28 protein-coding genes are annotated in these 23909 nt (G+C 66.0%); 18 read left to right on the forward strand and 10 right to left on the reverse strand.

All coding sequences use genetic code 11. The features are described 5' to 3' along the window. Window positions 1-116: 116 nt before the first annotated feature. From QX124_RS07275 to QX124_RS07285, 3 genes are all read right to left on the reverse strand, one after another. The gene (locus QX124_RS07275; RefSeq protein WP_315738447.1) at window positions 117-320 is read right to left on the reverse strand and encodes a hypothetical protein; all 204 of its coding nucleotides are present in this window, start codon (window positions 318-320) and stop codon (window positions 117-119) included. Window positions 321-324: 4 nt separating this feature from the next. Next, a complete protein-coding gene (locus tag QX124_RS07280) occupies window positions 325-1287 on the reverse strand; it encodes a PDR/VanB family oxidoreductase (protein ID WP_315796780.1) in 963 nt (320 codons plus the stop codon). Between the two features lie 218 nt (window positions 1288-1505). Beyond that, window positions 1506-2786 carry a gallate dioxygenase gene (locus QX124_RS07285; protein ID WP_315781778.1) on the reverse strand — a complete coding sequence of 427 codons (1281 nt, stop codon included), beginning with the start codon at window positions 2784-2786 and terminating at the stop codon, window positions 1506-1508. A 135-nt stretch (window positions 2787-2921) separates the two neighbouring features. Between QX124_RS07285 and QX124_RS07290 the strand changes: the two genes are divergently transcribed. After that, window positions 2922-3842 carry a LysR family transcriptional regulator gene (locus QX124_RS07290; RefSeq protein WP_315796781.1) on the forward strand — a complete coding sequence of 307 codons (921 nt, stop codon included), beginning with the start codon at window positions 2922-2924 and terminating at the stop codon, window positions 3840-3842. Window positions 3843-3861: 19 nt separating this feature from the next. On the opposite strand, the gene QX124_RS07295 is transcribed toward QX124_RS07290, so the two are convergent. The 5 genes from QX124_RS07295 to QX124_RS07315 form a co-directional block, all read right to left on the reverse strand. Next, window positions 3862-4233: a signal transduction histidine kinase gene (locus QX124_RS07295; protein WP_315796782.1), complete on the reverse strand. Its 372-nt coding sequence runs from the start codon at window positions 4231-4233 to the stop codon at window positions 3862-3864. Beyond that, a complete protein-coding gene (locus QX124_RS07300; protein WP_315796783.1) occupies window positions 4224-5030 on the reverse strand; it encodes a sensor histidine kinase in 807 nt (268 codons plus the stop codon). The genes QX124_RS07295 and QX124_RS07300 overlap by 10 nt, the downstream gene beginning before the upstream one ends. A 73-nt stretch (window positions 5031-5103) precedes the next feature. Next, window positions 5104-5502 carry a hypothetical protein gene (locus QX124_RS07305; RefSeq protein ID WP_315772074.1) on the reverse strand — a complete coding sequence of 133 codons (399 nt, stop codon included), beginning with the start codon at window positions 5500-5502 and terminating at the stop codon, window positions 5104-5106. A 270-nt stretch (window positions 5503-5772) separates the two neighbouring features. Next, a complete protein-coding gene (locus tag QX124_RS07310; protein ID WP_315796784.1) occupies window positions 5773-6081 on the reverse strand; it encodes a hypothetical protein in 309 nt (102 codons plus the stop codon). A 191-nt stretch (window positions 6082-6272) separates the two neighbouring features. After that, complete coding sequence (locus QX124_RS07315) at window positions 6273-6752, reverse strand: VOC family protein (protein ID WP_315796785.1); 480 nt, start codon at window positions 6750-6752, stop codon at window positions 6273-6275. Between the two features lie 272 nt (window positions 6753-7024). On the opposite strand from QX124_RS07315, the gene QX124_RS07320 reads away from it, so the two are divergent. The 14 genes from QX124_RS07320 (at window position 7025) to QX124_RS07385 (ending at window position 18009) form a co-directional block, all read left to right on the forward strand. Continuing rightward, complete coding sequence (locus QX124_RS07320; protein WP_315796786.1) at window positions 7025-7240, forward strand: hypothetical protein; 216 nt, start codon at window positions 7025-7027, stop codon at window positions 7238-7240. A 169-nt stretch (window positions 7241-7409) separates the two neighbouring features. Continuing rightward, the gene (locus QX124_RS07325) at window positions 7410-7754 is read left to right on the forward strand and encodes a hypothetical protein (RefSeq protein ID WP_315772081.1); all 345 of its coding nucleotides are present in this window, start codon (window positions 7410-7412) and stop codon (window positions 7752-7754) included. Between the two features lie 20 nt (window positions 7755-7774). Then, entirely contained in the window at window positions 7775-8347 is a 573-nt protein-coding gene (locus QX124_RS07330) for a TlpA disulfide reductase family protein (RefSeq protein WP_315796787.1), read from the forward strand. A gap of 128 nt (window positions 8348-8475) precedes the next feature. Further along, window positions 8476-8823, forward strand: coding sequence for a DUF2282 domain-containing protein (locus QX124_RS07335; protein WP_315738435.1), 348 nt, complete (start codon window positions 8476-8478; stop codon window positions 8821-8823). 53 nt (window positions 8824-8876) lie between these two features. Beyond that, a complete protein-coding gene (locus QX124_RS07340) occupies window positions 8877-9746 on the forward strand; it encodes a DUF692 domain-containing protein (RefSeq protein WP_315796788.1) in 870 nt (289 codons plus the stop codon). Then, window positions 9746-10531, forward strand: coding sequence for a DNA-binding domain-containing protein (locus QX124_RS07345; RefSeq protein WP_315796789.1), 786 nt, complete (start codon window positions 9746-9748; stop codon window positions 10529-10531). Before QX124_RS07340 ends, QX124_RS07345 begins: the two co-directional genes overlap by 1 nt. After that, window positions 10528-11034, forward strand: coding sequence for a DoxX family protein (locus tag QX124_RS07350; RefSeq protein ID WP_315755483.1), 507 nt, complete (start codon window positions 10528-10530; stop codon window positions 11032-11034). Before QX124_RS07345 ends, QX124_RS07350 begins: the two co-directional genes overlap by 4 nt. After that, window positions 11024-11659, forward strand: coding sequence for a sigma-70 family RNA polymerase sigma factor (locus tag QX124_RS07355; RefSeq protein ID WP_315796790.1), 636 nt, complete (start codon window positions 11024-11026; stop codon window positions 11657-11659). The genes QX124_RS07350 and QX124_RS07355 overlap by 11 nt, the downstream gene beginning before the upstream one ends. Then, entirely contained in the window at window positions 11656-12324 is a 669-nt protein-coding gene (locus QX124_RS07360) for a DUF1109 domain-containing protein (protein ID WP_315796791.1), read from the forward strand. The genes QX124_RS07355 and QX124_RS07360 overlap by 4 nt, the downstream gene beginning before the upstream one ends. 153 nt (window positions 12325-12477) lie before the next feature. Beyond that, entirely contained in the window at window positions 12478-13146 is a 669-nt protein-coding gene (locus tag QX124_RS07365; protein ID WP_315796792.1) for a hypothetical protein, read from the forward strand. Between the two features lie 1085 nt (window positions 13147-14231). Further along, window positions 14232-14840 carry a nuclear transport factor 2 family protein gene (locus tag QX124_RS07370; RefSeq protein ID WP_315738428.1) on the forward strand — a complete coding sequence of 203 codons (609 nt, stop codon included), beginning with the start codon at window positions 14232-14234 and terminating at the stop codon, window positions 14838-14840. 373 nt (window positions 14841-15213) lie between these two features. Beyond that, window positions 15214-16257, forward strand: coding sequence for an aromatic ring-hydroxylating dioxygenase subunit alpha (locus tag QX124_RS07375; protein WP_315738427.1), 1044 nt, complete (start codon window positions 15214-15216; stop codon window positions 16255-16257). Window positions 16258-16262: 5 nt separating this feature from the next. Further along, entirely contained in the window at window positions 16263-17018 is a 756-nt protein-coding gene (locus QX124_RS07380; RefSeq protein WP_315738426.1) for a GntR family transcriptional regulator, read from the forward strand. A gap of 10 nt (window positions 17019-17028) precedes the next feature. Continuing rightward, window positions 17029-18009: a PDR/VanB family oxidoreductase gene (locus QX124_RS07385; protein ID WP_315796793.1), complete on the forward strand. Its 981-nt coding sequence runs from the start codon at window positions 17029-17031 to the stop codon at window positions 18007-18009. Window positions 18010-18021: 12 nt separating this feature from the next. On the opposite strand, the gene QX124_RS07390 is transcribed toward QX124_RS07385, so the two are convergent. Then, window positions 18022-18669, reverse strand: a complete 648-nt coding sequence (locus QX124_RS07390) for a hypothetical protein (RefSeq protein WP_315796794.1) — start codon at window positions 18667-18669, stop codon at window positions 18022-18024. Between the two features lie 138 nt (window positions 18670-18807). Then, window positions 18808-19842 (reverse strand): cobalamin-independent methionine synthase II family protein, encoded by a 1035-nt coding sequence (locus tag QX124_RS07395; protein ID WP_315796920.1) that lies wholly within the window; start codon window positions 19840-19842, stop codon window positions 18808-18810. 170 nt (window positions 19843-20012) lie between these two features. On the opposite strand from QX124_RS07395, the gene QX124_RS07400 reads away from it, so the two are divergent. The 3 genes from QX124_RS07400 to hemC all read left to right on the forward strand — a co-directional run bounded on the left by QX124_RS07400 (window position 20013) and on the right by hemC (window position 23907). Next, window positions 20013-21191, forward strand: coding sequence for an acetate/propionate family kinase (locus tag QX124_RS07400; protein ID WP_315738423.1), 1179 nt, complete (start codon window positions 20013-20015; stop codon window positions 21189-21191). A 97-nt stretch (window positions 21192-21288) separates the two neighbouring features. Then, window positions 21289-22914 carry a choline dehydrogenase gene (locus tag QX124_RS07405; RefSeq protein WP_315796795.1) on the forward strand — a complete coding sequence of 542 codons (1626 nt, stop codon included), beginning with the start codon at window positions 21289-21291 and terminating at the stop codon, window positions 22912-22914. 15 nt (window positions 22915-22929) lie between these two features. Continuing rightward, window positions 22930-23907 (forward strand): hydroxymethylbilane synthase, encoded by a 978-nt coding sequence (gene hemC / locus QX124_RS07410; protein WP_315756959.1) that lies wholly within the window; start codon window positions 22930-22932, stop codon window positions 23905-23907. Window positions 23908-23909 lie beyond the last annotated feature (2 nt).

Consider the following 23909-nt stretch of genomic DNA (forward strand, 5'->3'; position numbering starts at 1 on the left):
CACGGCTGGTGGATATGGATTTCGGGCTTGCCGCTGCGCGTCGCCCTGGAATGACGCGCCGACACAGCGTGTCCGATTCTGAACAGCGCGATCAGAACTGTCCGCTTCTCGACATATCAATGCCGGTGCGTGGTGCCCGATGCGCTGTCGTCGATCAGCACGGCGACCTTGGCCGCGATCGACAGCCACGCCCGATGCGCGGCGATCTTGTGGCCGAGCCTGAAGCCGTCGGCCATGCGGGCCGCGAACGCAGGCCCGTCGGTCCCATGCTGTTGCGCGATGATCCACGCGGTCTGCCACAGATCGGTCTCGGTCGTCACGGTGCTAGAGATCCAGCACCAGCCGGTCGCCCTTGCCGCGCGATACACAAGGCAGGAAGTAGCCTTCGGCGCGTTGCGCCGCCGACAGGCGCTTGTCGCGATGGTCGACCTCGCCCTCGACGACCTTGGTCTTGCAGGTGCCGCATAGGCCCTGCTCGCAGGAGGTTGCGATCTTGACGCCGTTCTCCTCGAGAAACGCGGTCACGGTCTTGTCGCCGGGGATCTTGAAGGTCGCGCCGGTGCTTTTGATGGTGACGTCGAACACCTTGTCGAGCAGCGCCGCGGCCGCCTTCGCGGTGAAGCGCTCGACATGGATGCGCTCCTCGGCAAAGCCCTTCTGCTTGGCCAGCGCGACGATCGGATCCATCCACCAGTCGACGCCGCAGATGAACAGCTGGGTGTCGTCGGGCCGGTCGGCCAGCAGCTCGGCGGCCTTCAGCAGCTGATTGTCCTCGGTGGCTTCCTTGTAGTATGTCGTATCTTCGACGAAGGCCGAGGCCTCGATGGTGCTACGGAACGAATCCGGCGACATCAGCGCGAACACGTAGTGCAGCTCGAACGGGATGTTCTTCGCCTTCAGCGTGTCCGCGATCGACAGGATCGGCGTGACGCCGATGCCGCGCGCCACGAGCAGCGCCTGCTTGGTGTCCTTCGGGATCTTGAAGCGGTTGCGTGGGCGGCTGACCTGCAGCGTGTCGCCTTCGTTGATATCGAGATGCAGCGCCTTGGAGCCGCCGCGGCTGTTGGCATCCTTCCACACGCCGATGCAGTAGCGATTGCGTTCGGCGGCGCTGTTCAGCAGCGAATATTGCCGTGTGAGCCCGTTCGGCAGGGTGACGTCGATATGGCTGCCGGGGGTGAAGCCCGGCAGCGGCTGATCGTCCGCCGGGACGAGTTCGAATGACGCCATGTTGTGCGCCTCGATGGCCTTCCTGGCCACGACGACGGTGTGCAGGCTGTCGGACATCTGACAACTCCATCTTGCGAACCGGCTCATGAGAGGCCGATGCAAGGGGGAGGCCAAGCGGCGTTCGCCGCGGGGCGCGGCGGCTTTTCCGCTTGTGCACGCTGCGATGAGCGCAAGCTCCTGGAGCGCTGGGCCAAGGCGCGCGGCATCAACCTGCCGGAGACATGACCTGCGTCGCCACTGCGGGGGGGGGGCGGCGCGGGTCGTGCGTGCCAATGTCAATGGGCGTCGATCGCGTCCGCCTTGGCGCCGCCGGCGACGGAGTAGCGCATCGGCACCTTGCGGGTCTTCAGAAAGGCTTCCAGCGTCTCGCCGCGAAACGCCGCATAGACCTCCGGGTTGGAGACGCCGATCACGGCGGCCATCTTCTCCAGCACGAAGAAGCTGACGCCGCGTCGGATCATCTCGATCCAGCGGCGGTTCTTGATGAGCTCGCGCTCCTCGTCCGTGAGACGGTGCTCGTCCGCCAGTGCGTCGAATTCCTCAACGAATCTCTTGCGATGCGCGGGGATGACGAGCCGGTGCAGGAAGTCGTTGATGCGGAAATTGGCCTGGCTGCGGCCATGGGTGAACGGGTAGGTGCCGGTCAGCATCTCCGCGCCCGCGAGTTCATGGCCGATGTGTGCGCGATAGGCCGCGACCTCCTGCGGTTCGGGCGCGCCGCCGAGATCCTCGAACACCAGCGTGGCGATGTTGGTCACCGACGGCGCGTAGGTCTGCTTGTGCACGAGCCTCACACTGTCCGACAGCGCACCGCGCATGATCAGCCACATGATGACCTCGGCGCCTTCCATGCCGCCCTTGACCGCGTAGTCGGCGATGCGCATCGCCGTCAGCTGCTCCGGGTCGTTCTCCAGCAGATCGAGGAATTCGTTGTCCCAGTCTTCGTTGAGAAAGCCGGCGCGCTCGCCGTGAACCTGGTGCGACAGCCCGCCGGTGGCGAAGATGGCGACCTTCAGGTCTTCCGGATAGCTCTCGATCGCCTTGCGCAGGGTCTTGCCGAGCTTCCACATCCGCTTCGCATTGGGAATCGGCAATTGCAGCACGCCGACTTGCAGCGGCACCACCATGCCCGGCCACGGGCCGCTGGCATCGCCCATCATCGACAGCGGCGACAACAGGCCGTGATCGACCGGCTTGCCCTGGAAGAACGACATGTCGAACTCGTCCGCCATCATCGCCATCGCGATGTGCTGCGACAGGCCGAGGTGGCCCTTCGCCGGCGGCACGTCGCGCGGTCCGCCGCCTTCGTCGGCGGCGATATAGCGGTCGTCAATGCCGAGCGCGAAGGCGGAGTAGTGATCGAAGAAGAACGAGGTGATGTGATCATTGTAGATCATGAACAGGACGTCGATGTCCTTCTGCTTCACCCAGTCGCGCACGACTGCGAAGCCGTCGAAGATCGGCTTCCAGGCCGGGTCGTTCTGCTTGTTGGTGTCGAGTGCGAAGCCGATGGTGGGCGAGTGCGAGGCGCCGATGCCGCCGATGATCCGGGCCAAGTGTCCCTCCGCGAAATGGGCCGCCGTGGACTGTGACCCGCGGCCGTGCTGGGACGGACCTTACGAAGTTTCCCATGCTAGACAATCATGCTAACGTGCACGGATCGTTTCTCTCGATGAACGAGCGGCTCTAGGATGAAATGGCGGATCGAGGACATTCCGGTGTTCCATGCGGTGGTCGCGACCGGCGGCATGACCGGCGCCTCGCGGTCCCTGGGCATGCCGAAATCCTCGGTCAGCAAATCGGTCGCCCGGCTCGAGCAGGATCTCGGCATCCGGCTGTTCGACCGCAACTCGCGGCGCGTCCGGGTGACCCGCGAGGGCGAGCTGTTCTTCCAGCAATGTCAGAAGATCCTGGATCAGGTCTCTGAGGCCGACGCGGTCATGACCGGGCTGGTCGGCGTGCCCAGCGGCCGACTGTCGGTGGCGCTGCCGCCGGCGTTCTGCGAGGAGATCCTGGCGCCGCAGCTCGCCGAATTCCACCGCCGCTATCCGCGCATCGAGCTCGATGTCGAGGCCACCACGCGGGCGATCGACATGCTGGCCGACCGCTTCGACATCGCGGTCGTGGTCGGCGTGCAGGAGAATTCCGAACTGGCGCAGAAGGTGCTGATCGGCGGCCGCCTGATCTGGGTGACCAGCCCCGCCTATCTCGCCGCGCACGACATCGGCGAGGACGTCCGCGCGCTGGAGCGCCATCTCATGATCTGCGAGCGGCGCTATGGCGATCGCACCCTGACGATCAAGCAGCACGGCCATCTCGTCCGCTTCGACGTCGGTGCGCATGTCGCCCGCATCAACAATCCGCTGGCGGTGCGCCGCGCCGTCGCCCACGGCGCCGGCATTTCCTTTCTGCCGGAGCACTATTGCGTCGAGCTGCTCGGCGAGGGCCGGCTGGTCGAGATCGGCAGGGGGGTCGCGTTCGACACTCGCGCCGCCCAGCTGACCGCGATCTTTCCGAGCCGCAAGCTGATCTCCTCGCGCGCCCGCGCCTTCCTCGACTTCCTCGAGGAGATCTGCGCCGCGTCCGCGCACACCCTGATCGGTCAGACCTGAGGTGCGCCGTCCGTCTGCCTCACGCAAGCCGATGGAATGACGGCGGCAATGGCTCTCGCACCAGCTCGCTCAGATCGAGCGTTTCACCGCTGTCGGCGATATCCGAGAACAACACCTCGATGAAGGGATGCTGACGGTTGGATGCGGCGCCGCGCCGATATTTCCTGCTCACGATCCGCTCGATCGCAGCAAGGTTCAATTGTCCCAGCGCATTGTATTGGACACGAAACAGGCTCTGCCGGCCGCCCGTGTGCTCGATCGACTCGGCCCAGATGTCCATCACCTTGCGGCTGACGAAGGCCTCGACGCCGACGGCGCCATCCTGGGCGAGCAGGCGCAATCCGTCCATCGTATGCGGCTGCTCATCGACGCTAAATTGGCTCAGCGACATCGGAGATCCCTTTCTGTTGCGTGCATCGGCGGTCTCACGGGAGAGTCGAGAACGGCGATCGGCGCGTCGAACGTGTAGGAGAGCCCTGACGGCGCATAGGTCAACTGAACCTCGCCGCCGAGCTGCACGCCGAGCGTTTCGATCAGCCGGGTTCCGAAGCTTCGGCTGGCGGGCTGTTGAACGACCGGGCCGTTTCTTTCGGTCCAGGCGAAGCGGACCCGGCTTTGGTCGACGGTCCACAGCAGATCGACGCGTCCTTCCGGCACGGACAGCGCACCGAACTTCAGGGCGTTCGTGCACAGCTCGTTGAGCGTCATCGCGATGGCGATGACGGCATCCGGCGTCACCAGCACGTCGGGCCCGGTGATCGCAAAGCGTGAGTCGTCGGGCGTGTCGAAGGCCTGGACGGACGTACGGATCACCGTGCGGAGATCGCCGCTGGACAATTTCGCTTGCAGGAGGAGATCGTGTGCCCGTCCGAGGGCCAGGAGCCGCCCGGAGATGGCATGCTGTGCATCCTTGGTCGCCGGCACGTTGCGGAGGCTCTGGGAGACGATGGCGGTGACGGTCGCGAGCGTATTCTTGATGCGATGGTGCAGCTCCTCAAGAATGAGCTTTTGCAGCCTGCTCGCCGTCTCGCGTTCTCTCGCCTCGATTTCGGCCTGCTCGGACCGGGTCTTGGCATTGCTCTCGGCCTCGACGAGCAGGCGCTTCAGCCCGATGATTTCCGTCAGCAGAAAGTCGGGATCCACGACCGTGCCGTGAGGAGGCTCTGTGGTGAGGTTGATCTCGAGCATTGGCTGACATGTCCTTGTACCGGATGCCGCCCTCGGAGGGCACGATGGTACGCAGGAGCAGGCCGCCCCAGCGTCACTTCGTTCGCGAGCGGACACTTCCGTTGAAATGCCCGAGTATCTCGGCGGCGTTCGCGAGGATGGTCGCCTTCCTGATCGCGGCAGCGCGCTCGCCGCCCTGCTGCATCAGGCCCGCCGTCTCCAACGCATTCTCCGCCCTGGTGGCGAGCGTCGCGTGCAGCGATGACCGCTCTCGCTTGGCCGGCTCGGAGGGCTTGTCGGGGTGAACTGGCGCAAGCGCCCCGCTGCGAACGGCGGCCACCGGATCAGAATCGCGGCGACGATCAGCAGCCCAAAGAATGGCGGCGCCAGGAGCGGTCGCACCAACCACGCGCGCACTGGACGTGGTGGTGTTCGAAGAGGTGTTCGAGGTTTTCGACATGCTGTCCGCCTTCTGGTCGCGGCGGGAGCGCATGGCTCTCAGTCACCGATGGCAGCCGGAGGACGCGCGGTGATCATCAATATATGGTGTGCGCGCGCGCAATAGCGAGGTCCAGCCGAAACTATTTGTCGTGAGGATCTGGTCGCCGCCATCGCCTGAGGCGAGAGCGAGTCTGGCCTGGCGGCTCATCCGATGTTCGTAGCATCGTTGCATCGACATGCGAACGTCGGACGCCTGGCTCATTTGTGGATCATGTGCAGTTCTGACCGCGATGCCTTGGCATGAGTCGGAACGTCGGGCGTGTTATCGGCCGATTCCGACGCTCACGCCGGGCGCGCGGATGCCGATGCCGCCACGATCTTCATAGCCACGCTCTTCATAGCCACGCCGCTCGTGCCGGCCATAGCCGTAGGCGCCGCGGTCTTCGCGGATGATGACACGGCGTTCGCGGCTTTGGCGCCAGCAGCGGCCGTTCGCGTTGCAGACCAGGCGAACCTGCTGGATGCTGCTCTCCGGGAGGACCGATATACCGGCCGTGAGCGGGGCAGCGGAGGCGGCTGCAGCCATCAATGTGCTCGCGGCTACTGCGAGAGTGATCGTAAGAATCTTCATGGTGATGAGATGTCTCCGGGTGGGGGGATTGCGTCATGGAACCAATCTGCTGGCCATCCCATGGTTCCCCCGGCGGCGTCATTTGTTTCGTCCCGAGGCTCTGGCGTCGAACGGCTGCCTGCGCGCCATCGTGGCGGCAGCCTGCGCCCGTGACGCCGGAGCGCGGCGATGCTGCGCTCCGGCTGGCAAGGTCATCCCCGCCGCGCCGCCTCGATGGCGGCGACGTCGATCTTCTTCATCGTCATCATCGCGGCGAACACGCGCTTGGCCTCGGCTCCGCCGGCCGCCATCGCGTCGGTGAGTGCGCGCGGCGTGATCTGCCAGGAGATGCCCCATTTGTCCTTGCACCAGCCGCACTGGCTTTCCTGGCCGCCATGGCCAACGATGGCATTCCAATAGCGGTCCGTCTCCGCCTGATCGTCGGTGGCGATCTGGAACGAGAACGATTCGTTGTGGGTGAACGCGGGGCCGCCATTGAGGCCGAGACAGGGGATGCCACACACCGTGAATTGCACTGTCAGCACGTCGCCGGCCTTGCCGGACGGATAGTCGCCCGGCGCGCGGTGCACCGAGGCCACGTGGCTGTCGGGAAACACCTCGGCATAGAACCGCGCGGCCGCCTCGGCGTCCTTGTCGAACCACAGGCAGATCGTGTTTTTGTTCGTCGGCATCGCAGGGGTCCTCTCCGGTCCGGGTGCAGGCCACGCTTCAACCTTGGATAGGCGGCCATTTGGGAGTGCTCAAGCCAGCTCGTATCGATACGGCTGACCCAAGGACGGTCCGCATGCGCACATGCCGACACGACGGCCGGCGTTTCCAGCAGATTTTTTTCAGGTGGTCTGCAGCGGGTCGGTTCCGCCAACGGTTGTGGTCTTGGCGCAGTCATATCGTATGGACGTGTCGTGAGGCTTGCCGCCGCGGGTCCTGCGGCAGGGGGAATTGCATGAAAGCCATCACGCCGTTCGTGATATCGGACGCGCTCGTCCTGCTGGCATTCGTTTTCGCAGCCGGGAGCGCCGCCGAGGCGGTCGGGTTCACCTGCGTCGCGAAGATGTCGCAGCAGCTCACGCCGGCCAAGCTGGAGAGTCTGATCACGCGAACCTGCCTTCGTCTCGGTCCGCTCGTGATCGGCGACGCTGCGATCGGGCAGGGCGTGTGATCTCGATCCGGATTCGTCAGCCGTGAGGCCAGTCGAGGCTCGGGCCGCCGTAGCCGGATTTGCGCCGCGGATATCTGCTCCGCCGTGACAAGCTGCCAGGTAACCTTTCCAGGTCCGCGATCGAACCGTCGGAACGACATGGTCCGGAGCGGTCAGCGGAGGTATCCGATTGCAAATCACACGCCCGCGCATCGTGCGCATCACGCACCGGCCGAGCGGCGAGGTGATTGCCGAGGGGCCGGTCGGACTCTGGGGCATCACGCCGTTCGAAGGAAATCTCTACATCCGGCGGCGTTACCTGAAGACGGGCCATCTTCGGCTGAACTGGATCCCCGGGCTGTGCATCTACAAGTTCTTGTACGTTTGGCTGGACCTTCGGCTTCCGGATGGCCGGCGTGAGCCGTCGATCGGCTGGCTGTACTGGCTACCCAATCCGCTGTTCTTCTTCATCGCATTCCGTCCCGCCGTGCCGCAGTCGTCGCCCGTTCTCGTCGTCGAGGAGGTGACGGAATGAGCGTGGCGAGCCGGCGCGATGTGACCGGCGGCCTGCTGTCGGTCCTCATGGCGGGCGCGGGATCCGCCCTGGCTGCGCCGCCTCACGATGACGTGCCGGCCTTCGCGGACGGGCGCCATCAGCTCATCTTGCTGCGGCCGCAACAGAGCCTGCCGCCGGTGAGGCTGTTTCGCCTCGAGGGCGGGACGCTCGATCTGGCCGCGCTGCGCGGCGCGCCGATCCTGCTGAACTTCTTCGCCTCATGGTGCGCGGCCTGCCGCACCGAACTGCCGGTGCTGGATCAACTCGCGCGCAGCGTCGCCCATGATCGCCTGCAGGTCGTCGCGGTGTCCGAAGACCGGAGCGATCGCGACCGTGTCGGTCGTTTCGTCGGGTCGCTTGGGCTGAAGACGCTGCCGATCTGCCTCGATCCGAACGGATATGTGGCCCAGCAGGGCGACGGCAGCGGCAGGACCGCGCCGTTCATCCTCCATGGAATGCCGATCACCTACCTGATCTCCGCTTCGGGCCTCGTCATCGGATACCTCCAGGGCGCCGCCGATTGGTCGTCGTCGGCGGCCGCCGATCTATTCGCCTATCTCAGGCGCAATTGAGGGACGCCATCTCGAACGCGGCGACGTAACCTTCCGCCGCATCCGAGCGAACCAATGTGCAGGCGTGCCGATGGCCGCCAGACGCCTGCAATGTCCGCAGGCTGAACCCTGAGAATGGAGGAACACGCATGTCCAATCGCACGCTGTCCGCAATGATTGTCGGCGCATTCGCGGTCGCCGCCGGCACGCTTGCCGTGACGTCCGCCTCGGCGGAGATGATGGCCAAGGGCGACATGGAAAAGATGATGAAGGCCAAGCAGGCCGAGACCATGAAGGCCATGAAGGACGGCAAGATGGAGAAGTGCTTCGGCGTCGCGCTGAAGGGCCAGAACGATTGCTTCGCGGGCGCCGGCACGACCTGCGCGGGCACGAGCACGGCGGACTATCAGGGCAATGCCTTCAAGCTCGAACCCAAGGGCACCTGCACGACGATGCAGACCCCGAAGGGATCGGGAAGCCTCACGCCGAAGGCCTGATGCCGCGGGCGGGCTGCGCGCGGCCCGCCTCACTTCTTGATCGGAGACTGCACGTGTCACGCTCGCAATTCTCGACGGCTGCAGGGATCCCTGCACGGGGGGGCGTCGGCCTGAAGGCCGAGCACTACCGCTGCATCGTCGAAACATCGCCCGACATCGGCTTCTTCGAAGTGCATGCCGAGAACTACATGGGCGCGGGCGGACCGCCGCACCGCTACCTCATGGCTATTCGCGAGCGCTATCCGCTGTCGCTTCACGGCGTCGGATTGTCGATCGGCGCCGATCGCCCGCTCGACCAAGCCCATCTCGGCCGCCTCCGCCAATTGATCGCGCGCTACGAGCCCGGATTGTTCTCGGAACACCTCGCGTGGTCGTCGCACGAGTCCGGGTTCTTCAACGATCTGCTTCCGGTCCCTTACACGACGGAAACCCTGAACCGCATCTGCGCCAATATCGACGAGGTGCAGAGCGCGCTCGGCCGCCGCATGCTGCTCGAAAATCCGTCCACCTATGTCGCGTTCGCCGAGAGCAACTGGTCCGAGCCCGCCTTCATTGCCGAGATCGCGCGCCGCACCGGCTGCGGACTCCTGCTCGACGTCAACAACGTGCACGTCGCCGCAACTAATCAGCAGTGGGATCCGTATTCCTATCTCGACGCGTTTCCGCTTGGGCATGTGCTGCAGATCCATCTCGCCGGTCACGCGCGCGAGGAAGACGAGCACGGACAGCCGCTCCTTATCGATACCCATGACCGTCCGGTCGACGACGTGGTCTGGGCGCTGTATGCGCGCGCCATCCGGTCGATCGGCCCCGTGCCGACGCTGATCGAGTGGGACGCCGAGGTGCCACCCTGGCCGGTGCTCGCGGAAGATGCCAGCCGCGCCGAGGCGATCATGCAGATGCAAGTGACGGAGGTGGCGTGATGCCGCCGCCTGCTGAACCTCTCGGCAGCTTTGCGCGGGCGCTGCTCGACCCCGAGCAGCCGGTGCCCGCCGGTCTGGTCGGGCCGGACGGCACGCTGAGCCGGCGACGGTTCGGCGTCTACCGCAACAACGTCGTGGTCGGCTTGACGGCCACGCTGAAGGACGCCTATCCCGCAGTGCATCGCATCGTCGGAGCGGAGTTCTTCCAGGCCATGGCGCGCCGCTATGTCGTCTCCGAGCTTCCGCGCTCTCCCATCCTGCTCGATTACGGCGCCGGCTTCGCCGCGTTCATCCACGGCTTCGCGCCGGCATCGGCGCTGCGCTATCTGGCGGATGTCGCGCGGATCGAGCGCGCCTGGACGGAGGCCTATCACGCCGCCGAGGCCGGGCCGGTCACACTGGCGGCCTTCGCAGCCGTTGCGCCGGCCGATCTGCCCGGGCTTCGCCTGCGGTTTCATCCGTCGTTGCGGCTCGTCGGCTCATCGTTTCCTGCGCTCACGATTTGGCAGATGAATGCGGTTGGAGGAATTCCTGGCCCAGTAGATCTCGCCGCCCGAGAGGCCGCGCTGATCGTCCGTCCGGACGCTGATGTCGTGGTCCGCTCGATCCCCGCGGGCAGCCTCGCTTTCGTCGAGGCCCTCCTGGCTGGCCGATCGGTCCTGACGGCGCTCGAGAATGCGCTGCGCGCCGACGTCCGGTTCGAGCTGGCCGGAACTCTCCACGACCTGATCCACAGCGGAGCCGTGATCGGCTTCGACCTCGCGCCGATGGCGGGGACGGCATGAGAACGGCCGCAACCATTCCAGCCCTCGCCGTCGTCGTGCGTGACGTCGCGGATCGGCTCGCTCGCTTGGCGGGGACCGTGGCGCCGCCGGTGCTGCGGATCGCGCTGGCGGTCCCGTTCTTCAGATCCGGCCTGACCAAGTGGGATGGGTTGCTGTCGCTGTCGCCGGCCGCTTCCTATCTGTTCGAGGATGAGTTCAAGCTGCATGTGTTCGGGCAGGCCTACGATCTTCCCTGGCCTACGGCCTTCGCGTTCTTCGATGGCGTGGCCGAGATCGTGCTGCCCGTGCTTCTCGTGGCCGGGCTCGCGACCCGGCTGAGCGCGCTCGGGCTTCTGATGATGACCGCAATCATTCAGCTCGTGGTCCCCGACGGCTGGGCCAATTTTCATCTGCCATGGGCTGCGATGGCCGTTGCGATCATCGCCCTGGGGCCGGGGCCTGTCAGTCTCGATCGTCTCGCGGCGTCGTTCGGTCGAAAGGCGGAGGGCGCCGATGAGCAGTGATCCGGGCGGTCCCGCACCGCGGCTGAGGCTCGTCGCGGCGGCCGACCATCAGGCGCGTGCCGAGGTTAAGCCGGGGCGGCGGGCGCTCGATTGGGCGATCCTGATGGCGCATGCCCAGGAGGGTGATCGCGTCGCCTATCAGCGGCTGCTGCAGGAGATCACGCCGTATCTGCGCTCGCTCGCGGCCCGGCGCTGCAACGACCGCAGCGACATCGAGGACGCGGTGCAGGACGTGCTGTTGACCATTCATTCGATCCGCCACACCTATGATCCGACGCGCCCGTTCGCGCCGTGGCTGGTGACCATCGCCAACCGTCGACTGATCGATCGGGTGCGGCGGCAGGTCCGCCAGCGTGGGCGAGAGATCGCGCTGGCGCCGGAGCACGAGATTGCAGCCGAGCCCGAGACCAGTGCGGAGGCGGCCCCTGACCGCCGCGAACTGGAGCGGGCGATCGGCAACCTTCCGCCGGCCCAGCAACAGGCCGTGCGGCTGCTCAAGCTCAAGGAGCTGTCGCTCAGGGAGGCCTCGGCGGCGACCGGAATGTCCACGACCTCCCTGAAAGTCAATATGCACCGCGCTCTGAAGAGCCTTCAGAAGCTGCTCATTCCGCGGAACGAGCCATGATCAAGACCGATGACCTGATCGACTCCCTTGCGACCGACATGCGGCCGGTGAGACGGCTGCGGCCGCCGCTGCTGCGCGCCTGCGGCTGGCTGCTGGGAGCAGCCGCCATCGTGGCGTTGCTCGCCGTCAACCAGGGGATCCGTCCGGATCTGGCGCAGCGCCTGCACGATGCGCCCTTCGTCACCAGCCTCCTGGGATCGATCCTGACCGGCGTGCTGGCGGTGATCGCGGCGTTCCTGGTCAGTCTTCCCGATCGCTCGCGACTCTGGATGCTCCTGCCGCTGCCGGCGCTTGCGCTCTGGCTGTCCAACATCGGCTATCAGTGTCTGACGGACTGGGTCTCGATCGGTCCCGACGGCATGAGTCCGGGCGAAGCGGCGCGCTGCTTCACGACGCTCGCGGTGACGAGTCTGCCGCTGTCGCTGGCCTTGCTGGTGATGCTGCGCTATGCCGCGCGGCTTCGTCCCACCATGGTCGCTCTGATGGGAAGCCTCGCCGTCTCTGCGATCACGTCGACGGCGCTCGCGCTGTTCCATACCATCGACGCCTCGGTGATGATCCTGATGTGGAACGTCGGAACGGCGGTCCTGCTCATGGGGGTGGCCGCCCTGTTTGGCCGCCGCATGTTCCTCTCGATCGCGCCACGCGTCTTTGCCCAGGACTGAGTTCGCAGTGCTGCGCGCCACGAACATGGGCGGCAGCGGGCGTAACCTTTGTCGCGTTCGAAGCGAACAGCCAGCAGGGCTTCGGCGCGGGCAGGCCCGCCAGGACGCGCATCGCGCGCGTCGACATGCACGCGGCGCCAGGAGAATAGGACGATGCAACGATCGAAGAATCTGATCTCGTGGGCCGGCCCGGTGCTGCTGCTCGCGTCACTCGCTGCCTCCGGCCCCAGCATGGCGGCCGATGCGAGCCATCTGACCTTCGTCACGCATGCTGCATTCTTCTCGGCCGAGACAAAGCAGCCGAAGTCGGTCGATCCCCATGCCTTCGTCGCGGACGCGGCAGCGCCGGTCGCCGTCGGGCCGCAGAACATCTCGCATGTCGCCGGCTTCCGGCCAGCCTTCATCGATCAGGATGCGATGACCGTTGCAATCTCCAATGCCAAGGGAGAGGCGATCGGCTTCACGCTCGGCGACTGGCTGGCGGCGAGCGGCAGCGTGACGCTCACGCCGGCGGCTGGCGGCAAGGTCGAGATTGCCATGAGCTTCGATCATCTGAAGCCGGGCGGCCATTACAGCCTGTTCGAAAACCATTTCGACCAGAAGCCTGTCGGCTTCACGCCGCTCGACGGCACTGCCACGACCAATGACTTCGTGGCCAGCGCAGATGGCAAGGCCAAGCTGACGATCATGGCGCCGCAGCCTCTGACCCACGACAACGCCGTACTGCTCGTCTATCACAGCGACGGTGCGGCTCATGGCGCGCAGCGCGGCGACATCGGCGTCAATGCCCATCATCAGCTGATCGCACGGATTCCGGAATAGGCGGTCAGAGAGCTGGCGCACGATGGCAAGGCCGGCGAGGTGACCCGACGATTCGTAGGCCATCATGCACGGCTGTGGGGGAGGGGGATCGCAGATGGACAAGAGCGCAGTGCTGGCGGCGCCTGCGGCCGTCCTCTGAGACCGCCGCTTGCCGCGGCCCTCGGACCATGAGAGCTCAGCAACGGCTGCGGACATCAACGACGCAAATGCGATCGCTTTGGTCGTTCAGGGGAAAGGCCTTAGGAGCGACCGAACGGCCGAACGATGAGCTTCTCGCGCTGTTTCGGGGCAGGCGGCCTGCCGATTGGAAAGATTTTGATTGCTGTTTTTCAGAAACTGTGCTTATGTCGGCGCAACCCGCCTCGAGCAGAGGGACGTACGCGTCGTCACGAACGTGGAGGTGGGCTGCGATGGACGTGACGGCTGTGCCAGACGAGCGCAGACGGCACGGACGGCGAAGTCGTGTGGTCCTGGCCTCTCGACGCTGAGGTCAAGTCCGTGAGCGTTGCTTGACGGCACGCGCGGGCGATGGGGGCAAGAAAGCCGATCCCCAGGGAGAGCACGAAGGACACCGTTAACACCGTCGCGCGGGGAAGGCCGGGTCTGTCCGGCTGTACCTGTGGTACCTGCCGCCTGCATTCTTTTGAGCAGGCGGGCCACGGGCCTCAGCCGAGGTCCGGCCTTCCTCGCGCCCTCTCTTTGTTCAGAGGGACACGAATGCTGCATCACCCGGGCACGACGTGCCGCGGGATGAAAGATGCTTATCACTTCGCCTCCGTGATGAGGCCGAAGGTGTCGACATTTACTCAACTGTCGTCCCGGACAAGCGCGCAACGCGCGCGCCGATCCGAGATCATAACCCCAAGGAGATGTGCGAGGCACGATGGTCGACCATTCTCGCCCAGCCGCATCCGCCGCGGCGTATGGATCCCGGGTCGGCGTCCGGCAACGCTCCGCGTTGTCGGACTTGCCCGGGACGACACTGAATGCTTGGCGCGTCTTGGACTTCATCACCAGCAATGTGAGTTTTGCAGCGCTGCTCCGATCCATGTATCCAGCAGCCGCACAACACAGAGGAAATGCACATGACCAAGACCGCCGCCGAAATCGAGGACGACCGTCAGATCCGCGAGCTGTTGCAGAATTGGGCGATCTGGCGCGATGCCGGCGATTGGGAGCGTTTCCGCACGGTGTGGCATCCGGATGGGCGGATGATGGCGACGTGGACGCAGGGCACCGGCGACGAGTTCATCGAGATCAGCAAGGCGGCCTGGGCCAAGGGTGTGAACATCCTGCACTTTCTCGGCGGCATCTCGGTCGATCTCGCCGGCCAGCGCGCGATCGCGCAGACCAAGATGACGATCTCACAGCGCGCCGAAGTCGAAGGCGTCGTTTGCGACGTGCTCTGCACCGGCCGCTTCTACGACTTTCTCGAGAAGCGCGCGGGCAAATGGGGCATCGTGCTGCGCCAGCCGATCTATGAGAAGGATCGCATGGACCCGGTGACACCCGGCGCGGTGCCGGCGCTGGATCGTGCGCTGCTCGAGCAGTTTCCCGTGGGGTATCGGCATCTCGCCTATCTGCAGACGCGCATCGGCTACACGGTGAAGCGCGACATGCCCGGGCTGAAGGGGCCGGAAGTCGAAGCGCTCTATGCACGCGGCGCCGCGTGGCTTCGGGGCGAGCACTCGTGATCGTCGAACCCTGCCTCGCTGGCGCCGCGCTGCCTGCGGGATCTGCTCTCGCCGTGGGGGCGGCTGATCCCTCGTGCCTGTGGTCCCGTTGCCAGGCAAAGATGCCAAGGGATCGAGCGCTCGCTGGGCGGCGAAGGCCGAAGCCGAACGGGTGACATCTGGTCGAGGACCGGCGAGGAATCAACGCAAGTCACTGAATCAGAAAGGATTGTCTGTCAGCTTCGTTCCTTCTGGCGGAACCGTCGCGCGGCTGAGAAGGTGTTTTGTATACAGAGATGGCAGATGTAGACATGGAACAGGCGGAACTTGCGCCTTGTCTCCCATTTATTGTATACAGCGGTCAGTTGGACGTATACCGACACGAGGACACGCCATGGCCGCTTCTTTTCCGATGAATGCCTGGTACGCCGCTGCCTGGGACGCCGAGGTCAAGCAGGCCCTGCTGCCGCGGACGATCTGCGGCAAGCACGTCGTGATGTACCGTAAGGCCGACGGCACCATCGCCGCGCTCGAAGATGCCTGCTGGCACCGGCTGGTGCCGCTGTCCAAGGGGCGGCTGGAAGGCGATACTGTTGTTTGCGGCTATCACGGCTTGAAGTTCAGCCCGCAGGGCCGCTGCACGTTCATGCCCTCGCAGGAGACCATCAACCCCTCGGCCTGCGTGCGGGCCTATCCGGCGGTCGAGCGGCATCGGTTCATCTGGCTGTGGATGGGCGATCCGGCGCTGGCCGATCCCGCGACCATTCCCGACATGCACTGGAATCACGATCCGGCCTGGGCCGGCGATGGCAAGACCATCCACGTCAAATGCGACTACCGGCTGGTGGTCGACAATCTGATGGATCTCACGCACGAGACCTTCGTGCACGGCTCGTCGATCGGCAACGACGCGGTGGCGGAAGCGCCGTTCGACGTCACCCATGGCGAGCGCACCGCGACCGTGACGCGCTGGATGCGCGGCATCGAGCCGCCGCCGTTCTGGGCGAAGCAGCTCGGCAAGCCCGGTCTCGTCGACCGCTGGCAGATCATCCGCTTCGAGGCGCCGTGCACGGTGACGATCGACGTCGGCGTCGCCCCGACCGGGACGGGCGCGCCGGAGGGCGACCGCTCGCAGGGCGTCAACGGCATGGTGCTCAACACCATCACGCCGGAGACCGACAAGACCTGCCACTATTTCTGGGCGTTCGCCCGCAACTACCAGCTTTCCGAGCAGCGGCTGACGACGGAGATTCGCGAGGGCGTGTCGGGCATCTTCCGCGAGGACGAGCTGATCCTGGAAGCGCAGCAGCGTGCGATGGACGAGAATCCAGGACGCGTTTTCTACAACCTCAACATCGATGCAGGCGCAATGTGGGCACGACGGATCATCGATCGGATGATCGCGCGCGAAACGCCGCTGCGCGAAGCCGCGGAGTAAATGGAATGGCTGAGCGTGACAGCGAGCGCTCGATCTCGCAGACCGTCCGTGCGCAGCTCACTTTGCGCGACCTGATTCTCACCGGCGGCTTGCGCCCTGGCGAGCGCATCTCCGAGCTGCAGGCGGTCGAGGCCGCCGGCGTCTCGCGCACGCCGGTGCGGATGGCGCTGGTGCGGCTGGAGGAGGAGGGGCTGCTCGAGGCCATTCCGTCCGGCGGCTTCATGGTGAAGTCGTTCTCCGAGCGCGACGTGCTCGACTCCATCGAGGTGCGCGGCACGATGGAAGGACTGGCGGCGCGGCTCGCCGCCGAGCGCGGCGTGTCCGTGCGCGACACCGAGCCGATGCGCGAATGCCTCGCCCAGATCGACGAGCTCATCGCGCCCGCCGAGCTCTCGTTCGATGGGTTCTCGGCCTATGTGGCGCTGAATGCGCGCTTTCATGCCTTGCTGGCCGAATTGTCGCGCAGTCCGCCCGTGATCCGTCAGGTCGACCGCGCCAGCGCGCTGCCGTTCGCCTCGCCGAGCGGCTTCGTGATGGCGCAATCGGCGCTCCCCGAGGCGCGTCACATCCTAGTGGTCGCGCAGGAGCATCACCGCATCGTCATCGACGCGATCGAGAACCGCGAGGGCGCGCGCGCCGAGGGGATCATGCGCGAGCATGCCCGGCTTGCCGCCCGCAATCTGCGGCTGGCCGTGAAGGCGCGTGGTCCGATGGACCTGGTGCCGGCGGCGGTGCTGATCAAGACGCAGACCAACGGCTGAGGAGGCGATCATGCGATTCCAGGACAATTGGTCGCCTGCGACCCTGGTCTCGACACGCGACCTCGCGCCGGGCATCCGCGAATTCATTCTGCGGCCCGACGGCTATGTCTGCGCGCCCTATGCGGTTGGCAGCCACATCAAGGTCGGCGTTCTCGCCGCCGGCCAGCCCGATGTCCGCTCCTATTCGCTGGTCGGCGAGGCGGATCCGCGTGGCTACCGGATCGCCGTGCGCTTCGCCGAGGATTCCCGCGGCGGGTCGCGCTATCTGTGGTCGCTGCAGCCCGGTGCGCGGCTGGATGTGGCGAGCCCGACCTCGCTGCTGCAGGTCGACTGGCAGCGTCCGCATTATTGTCTGGTGGCCGGCGGCATCGGCATCACGCCGCTGGTTGGGGCCGCGCACGCGCTGCTCCGCAAGACGCCGAACGTCTCGTTGCACTACGTGGTGCGATCGCAGGGCGAGGCGGCCTATGTCGATGAGCTCTCGGCGCTGCTCGGCGACCGGCTCGCGGTGTATGCCGCAGACCAGTCGCAGCGGCTGGACCTGCCCGGTCTGTTTTCGAGTCTGCCGTCCGGAGCAGCCGTGCTGTTCTGCGGACCGATGCGGATGCTGGATGCCGCGCGCAGCGCGTGGGCGGCGTGCGGCCGCGCTCCCGCCGATCTCAGCTATGAGACGTTCGGATCGAGCGGCCGGCTGTCGACCGAGCCGTTCAAGGTCCGGCTGCGTGGCAGCGGCGAGGAAATCGTGGTGCCGCGCGACCGCTCGATGCTCGACGTGCTGAATGTCGCCGGCCATGAGGTCATGGCGGATTGCCGGCGCGGCGAGTGCGGCGTCTGCGCGGTCGACGTGGTCGAGGTCGAGGGCGAGATCGATCATCGCGACGTGTTCTTCAGCGCCGAGCAGAAGCACGACAACCGCAAGCTCTGCGCCTGCGTGTCGCGCGCCCATGGCGTGGTCACGATCGATACGATGGAACGAGCCGACGCGCTGTGAGCGCGATGCCGGCTACTTGTCGGCGAGGCTGACCGGCATCGCTTCCTGCGGCTTGGCGGCCGGTCTCCGGCCGCTCTGCTCCGCGGCAAGAGCGGCCCGCGCCGCCTTGAGGCGCGCGTCGGCGTCCTTGTCGGCGAGCAGCGCGTCGGTGAGGTTGGCCTCCGCGATGTAGGCGGCCTCGGCCGCGGCCTTGGCCGCCGCGATGTTGGTAGCGGTGGGATTGGCCTTCGCCAGCGCCTCCGCCGCGTCGCGGTCGGAAATGGCCTTCTCGTTGGCCGCCAGCGCCGCATCGAGATTGGCGTCGGCGACCGTCTCGGCAGCATGGGCAGCCGCCAGCGTCGCCGCGGCGGGACTGAGCGGCGGCCGGGGGCGCAGTGGTTTCGCCGTGGCCTGCGGCTTGACGGTCTGAGCCTGTGGCGGGAGCGCGGGCGGAGAGGATGGTGGGAGTGCCGTTGGCTGCTGGATGGGAGGTGGCTGGAGCGATGGCATGGTCGGTACGAGCCCGATCGGCACCATCCGCGCAAACGAGCTGCGCGCGTCGCGCATCAGGCCGCCCATGATGTCGTCGAGCGGATCGGCCATCGCGGTCCCGCTCAACGCTGCGCCGGCAAGCATGCCGATCGCACCGGCGACATGTCTCGACGTGATGCAGACGGCCATCGGAGCCTCCCTTGCGACGAGATCGGGCCAGCCGACCCCTCGCGCTCGCCGGCTGCCTTATTCCGGAAATGGGTTTGCAGGGTGGCGCCATCGTGGAGCGTCGCGCCCGACATGCGCCGCATCTGCCACATTGGGCTTTCAGGCGAGCTCTTCGCGCACCCGCGCCGCCGCCCCACACATCGCCTTCAATTTCCCGAAGGCGGTCGCACGCGGCAGATATTTCATGCCACAGTCCGGCGCCACGACCAGCCGCTCCGGCGCCACCACTTTGAGGCCGTTGCGGATGCGCTCGGCGACGACCGCGACCGGCTCGACCTCGGCATCGCCGAGATCGAGGACGCCGAGCACGATGGTCTTGGTCGAGAGATCTTTGAGAACGCCGAGGTCGAGTCGCGGCTGCGCCGCCTCGATCGCGATCTGCGCGGCGTGGCAATCGGCAAGCTCGGCCAGGAACGCATATCCGCTCGGCTTGCTGGAGCCCGGCACGACGGCGGCATAACCGAAGCAGACGTGAACGATGGTGGGCACCGTAATATGATCGAGCGCCCGGTTGATCGCCTTGACGGCATAGCGCCGCGCCGCCCGCGGATTGTTGCGGACCCAGGGCTCGTCGAGCTGGATGACGTCGGCGCCGGCGCGTTGCAGGTCGCGGGCCTCGGCATTGACGACGTCGGCGAAGGCCATCGCGAGCGCCTCGTCGTCACGGTAGAAGTCGTCCTGGGCTTGCTGGCTCAATGTGAACGGCCCGGGCAGGGTGATCTTGGCGGCATGCTTGGTGTTACGGCGGAGGAACTCCATGTCACGCAGCTCGACCGGCTGTGTCCGCCGGATCGGGCCGACGACGCGCGGCACCGGCGTCTTGATCCCGGACGGCGAGATGATGATGGCGGGATTGTCGGCATCGACGCCGTCGAGCGCAGTCGCGAACCGGTTGGAGTAGCTTTCGCGCCGGATCTCGCCATCCGACACGATGTCGATCCCGGCCTGTTCCATGTCGTGGATCGCGACAATGGTCGCATCGTCCTGGGCGTCGTCGAGCAGCGGCCGGGGGATGCGCCACATGCCCTGCATGCGAATGCGGGGAACGGACTTTGACAGCATTGCGCGATCGACCAGCCAATCCGGCTGCGGGTAGCTTCCGACCACGGTGGTCGGCAGGAGATGTCGAGGCATATTCACGCAATGCTCTCCCGCGGGTCCGACTCAACCTTTGATATGATAGCAGGCAGTAAGCTCAGGGCAGAATGCAACCTAGCGTTTTATTCGTCTTCGGATCGTCACGGAAATAGTTCGTATTTTCTGCAGTTTATCAGTTCATCATTCTCCACGAGGCGGCATCATCGATGCAACACATCCTGACCCTCAACTCCGGCTCATCCTCGATCAAGTTCGCCTTGTTCGAGGAAGATGCCGCGCTTGTCGAGGCCGTGCATGGCCAGATCGAAGGGCTTGGCAGTGCGGCGCCGCATCTCGAAGCAAAGCTGAGGGACGGTGCGCTGGCTGACGAACGGCTCGATGCCGCGAGCGCCACCGATCACGAGGCGGCTCTCGGCGTCGTGCTCGAGGTACTGCAGCGCGCCATCGGCCGCACCGAGGTCGACGCCGTCGGTCATCGCGTCGTCCATGGCGGGCTCGCTTTCACGCAGCCGATCGTCGTCAATGACGATGTTCTGAATGATCTGCAAAAGCTCATTCCGCTGGCACCATTGCACCAGCCTCACAATCTCTCCGGCGTCCGCGCCGCCCATCGCGCCTTTCCCGATGCCGTGCAGGTCGCATGTTTCGACACCGCGTTCCATCGCTCGCACCCCTGGGTCAATGACACCTACGCCTTGCCGCGTGAGCTCTATGATCAAGGCGTCCGCCGCTACGGCTTTCACGGCCTGTCCTACGAATACGTCGTTTCGCGACTGAAGGAGATCGCTCCGCTCGACGAGAAGGGCCGGGTGGTCGTGATGCATCTCGGCAACGGCGCCTCGATGTGTGCGATCCGGGATGGGCAGAGCATCGGTTCGTCGATGGGATTCACGGCGCTCGACGGTCTACCGATGGGCACGCGCTGCGGTCAGCTGGACCCTGGCGTCGTCCTCTATCTGCTTCAGGAGAAGCGGATGACCGCCGAGGCGGTCACCGATCTCCTCTACAATCATTCGGGCCTCAAGGGATTGTCGGGACTGTCGCAGGACATGCGCGAATTGGAGGCAGCCGGCACGCCGGAAGCCCGGCAGGCGATCGACTACTTTGTCGACCGCATCAGGCGCGAGCTCGGCGCCATGGCCGCGATCCTCTCGGGCATCGACGCGGTGGTGTTCTGCGGCGGCATCGGCGAGCACGCATGGCGCATTCGCCAGCGCGTCTGCGAAGGCTTCGAATGGCTCGGGATCGCGTTGGACGACGGCCGCAATCGTGCGAGTCATTCCTTGATCTCCTCGGACCGGTCGCGGGTGCGCGTGCGCGTGGTCAATACCAATGAGGAAATGATGATCGCGCGGCACGCCGCGCGCCTGCTTAGGCAGCAATGACTGAGATGGCCGACCAGACCTGCTGATTTGCCGCTTGCATGTCCTTGCGTTTTGGTATCATCGAGGATGAAAGAACAACAAGGCCGGTGGGGAAGCGATGGAAGGCAGCGCGGCGTTGCGTGAGGCGGACATGGAGTTCGACTACGTCGTGGTCGGTGCCGGCTCGGCCGGCTGCGTTCTCGCCAACAGGCTCAGCAGCGACGGCAAGCACACGGTGCTGCTGCTCGAGGCCGGTCCGAAGGACAGCAACATCTGGATCCACATTCCGCTCGGCTACGGCAAGCTGTTCAAGGAAAAATCCGTCAACTGGATGTACCAGACCGAGCCGGAGCCCGGGCTCGACGGCCGCTCCGTGTTCCAGCCGCGCGGCAAGGTGCTCGGCGGCTCCAGCTCGATCAACGGCCTGCTCTATGTGCGCGGCCAGCACGAGGATTACGACCGCTGGCTCCAGCGCGGCAATGTCGGCTGGGGCTATGACGACGTGCTGCCCTATTTCAAGCGGGCGGAAAATCAGTCCCGCGGCGGCGACGACTATCATGGCGTCGATGGCCCGCTGCCGGTGTCCGACTGGCGACACGAGGACCCGTTGTCCGAGGCGTTCGTGAAGGCGGCGGTCGAGGCCGGTTTGCCCTTCAATGGCGACTTCAACGGCCAGAGCCAGGAGGGCGCGGGCTTCTTCCAGACCACCACACGCCATGGCCGGCGCGCCAGCAGCGCAGTCTCCTACCTGCGGCCGGCGCTCGGCCGCAGCAACCTCCACGTCGAGACCGACGCGCTGGCCCAGCGCATCCTGTTCGAGGGACGCCGGGCGTGCGGCGTGACGTTCAGCCAGCGCGGCCGGATGCGGACGGCCCGCGCTCGCAAAGAGATCCTGGTGTCGAGCGGTGCCTATAACTCGCCGCAACTGCTGCAGTTGTCCGGGGTCGGTCCGGGCGAGCTGCTGAAGCAGCACGGCCTCGACGTGGTTCTTGATGCGCCCGGTGTCGGGAGTGACCTGCAGGACCATCTGCAGGTCCGCATCGTGATGCGCTGCAGCCAGCGCATCACGCTCAACGACATCGTCAACAACCCCGTGCGCAAGGTGCTGGCCGGCGCACGCTATGCGGCCTTCCGCAACGGTCCGCTGACGATCGCGGCGGGTACGGCCGGCGCGTTCTTCAAGACCGATCCGCGGCTTGCGAGCCCTGACATCCAGATCCACTTCATCCCGTTCTCGACCGACAAGATGGGCGAGAAGCTGCACACCTTCTCCGGCTTCACCGCCTCGGTCTGCCAGCTCAGGCCCGAAAGCCGCGGTTCGCTGCGGATCAGGAGCGCGGATCCGACGGTGCCGCCGGAAATCCGCATCAATTATCTCGCCAGTGAAACCGACCGGCGGGCCAACATCGAGGGTCTCCGGATCCTGCGGAAAATCCTGGCGGCACCGGCGCTGAGGCCGTATGTCTCGGATGAAGCTTATCCGGGGTCCAAGATCGTGAGCGATGACGACATCCTGGCCTATTGCCGGCAGACCGGCAGCACGATCTACCATCCGACCTCGACCTGCCGGATGGGGGCCGATGCGGTCGCTGTGGTCGATCAACGCTTGCGCGTGCGCGGCGTCGACGGCCTGCGCGTGGTCGATGCCTCGATCATGCCGGATCTGGTTTCGGGCAACACCAACGCGCCGGTCATCATGATCGCGGAGAAGGCCTCCGACATGATCTTGCAGGACGCGCGCTGACGCAGGAATGAGTTCGTGACACGTTTCCGGATCGGCACCCGCAAGAGCACGATGGCCTTGGCGCAGACGGAGGAGATCGCCCGCCGGCTGCAGGCTGCGATTCCGTCGCTCGACATCGAGATCGTCAAATTCGAGACGACGGGCGATTCCGACCAGACCAGCAAGCTGCTCTCGCATGGCGGCAAGGGTGGGGCGTTCGTGGCCGAGATCCGCCGTGCCATGCTGGACGGCCGGTTGCATGCAGCGATGCACTCGCTGAAGGACATGCCGGGCAACGAGGAGACGCCCGGTCTCGTCATCGCAGCGCTGCTGTCGCGCGATCCGCCGGGCGACGTACTGGTGCTGCGGCGCGGGCTGTCGCTCGACGAATTTCGCAAGGATGGCGGCCGGGGCTTCAAGATCGGCACCAATGCCGTGCGCCGGGCCGCCTATGCGCGGCGGCTGTTTCCGCAGGCCGAGCTGATCCATTTCCGCGGCGCGGCCGACACCCGCATCCGCAAGCTCGACAATGGCGAGCTGCAGCGGCTGCCGGACGGCGGCGCCGTGGGGCCGGCCGACGCCCTGATCATGGCGCGCTCCGGGCTGGAGCGGGTCGGCTTGTCCGACCGCGCCTCCTACGAGTTTCCGGTCGCCGACATGCTGCCGGCGGTCGGGCAGGGCATCGTCGCCGTCGAGTGCCCCGCGTCGGATTGGGAAACCCGGCGCATCCTGGCGACCATCGACGATGCGGCGGCGCGGACCTGCGCCGACGCCGAGCGCGAGGTGCTTTGGGTGCTCAACGGCCATTGCAACTCGCCGATCGCAGGCTTTTCGACCATCGACGGCGGACAGTTGACGCTGACCGCCTCGGTGCTCGACGAGGACGGCGGCCGCTTCATCGAGGCGCAACGCTCCGCGCCGGCGGATCGTCCGCGCGAGCTCGGCCGTGCGGTCGGGCTCGAGCTGCTTGCCAACGGCGCGGCCGAGCTGATCGAGCGCAGCCGGCCGCGTTGATC

This window comes from Bradyrhizobium sp. SZCCHNRI3043, from assembly GCF_032377735.1.
Lineage (GTDB): Bacteria > Pseudomonadota > Alphaproteobacteria > Rhizobiales > Xanthobacteraceae > Bradyrhizobium.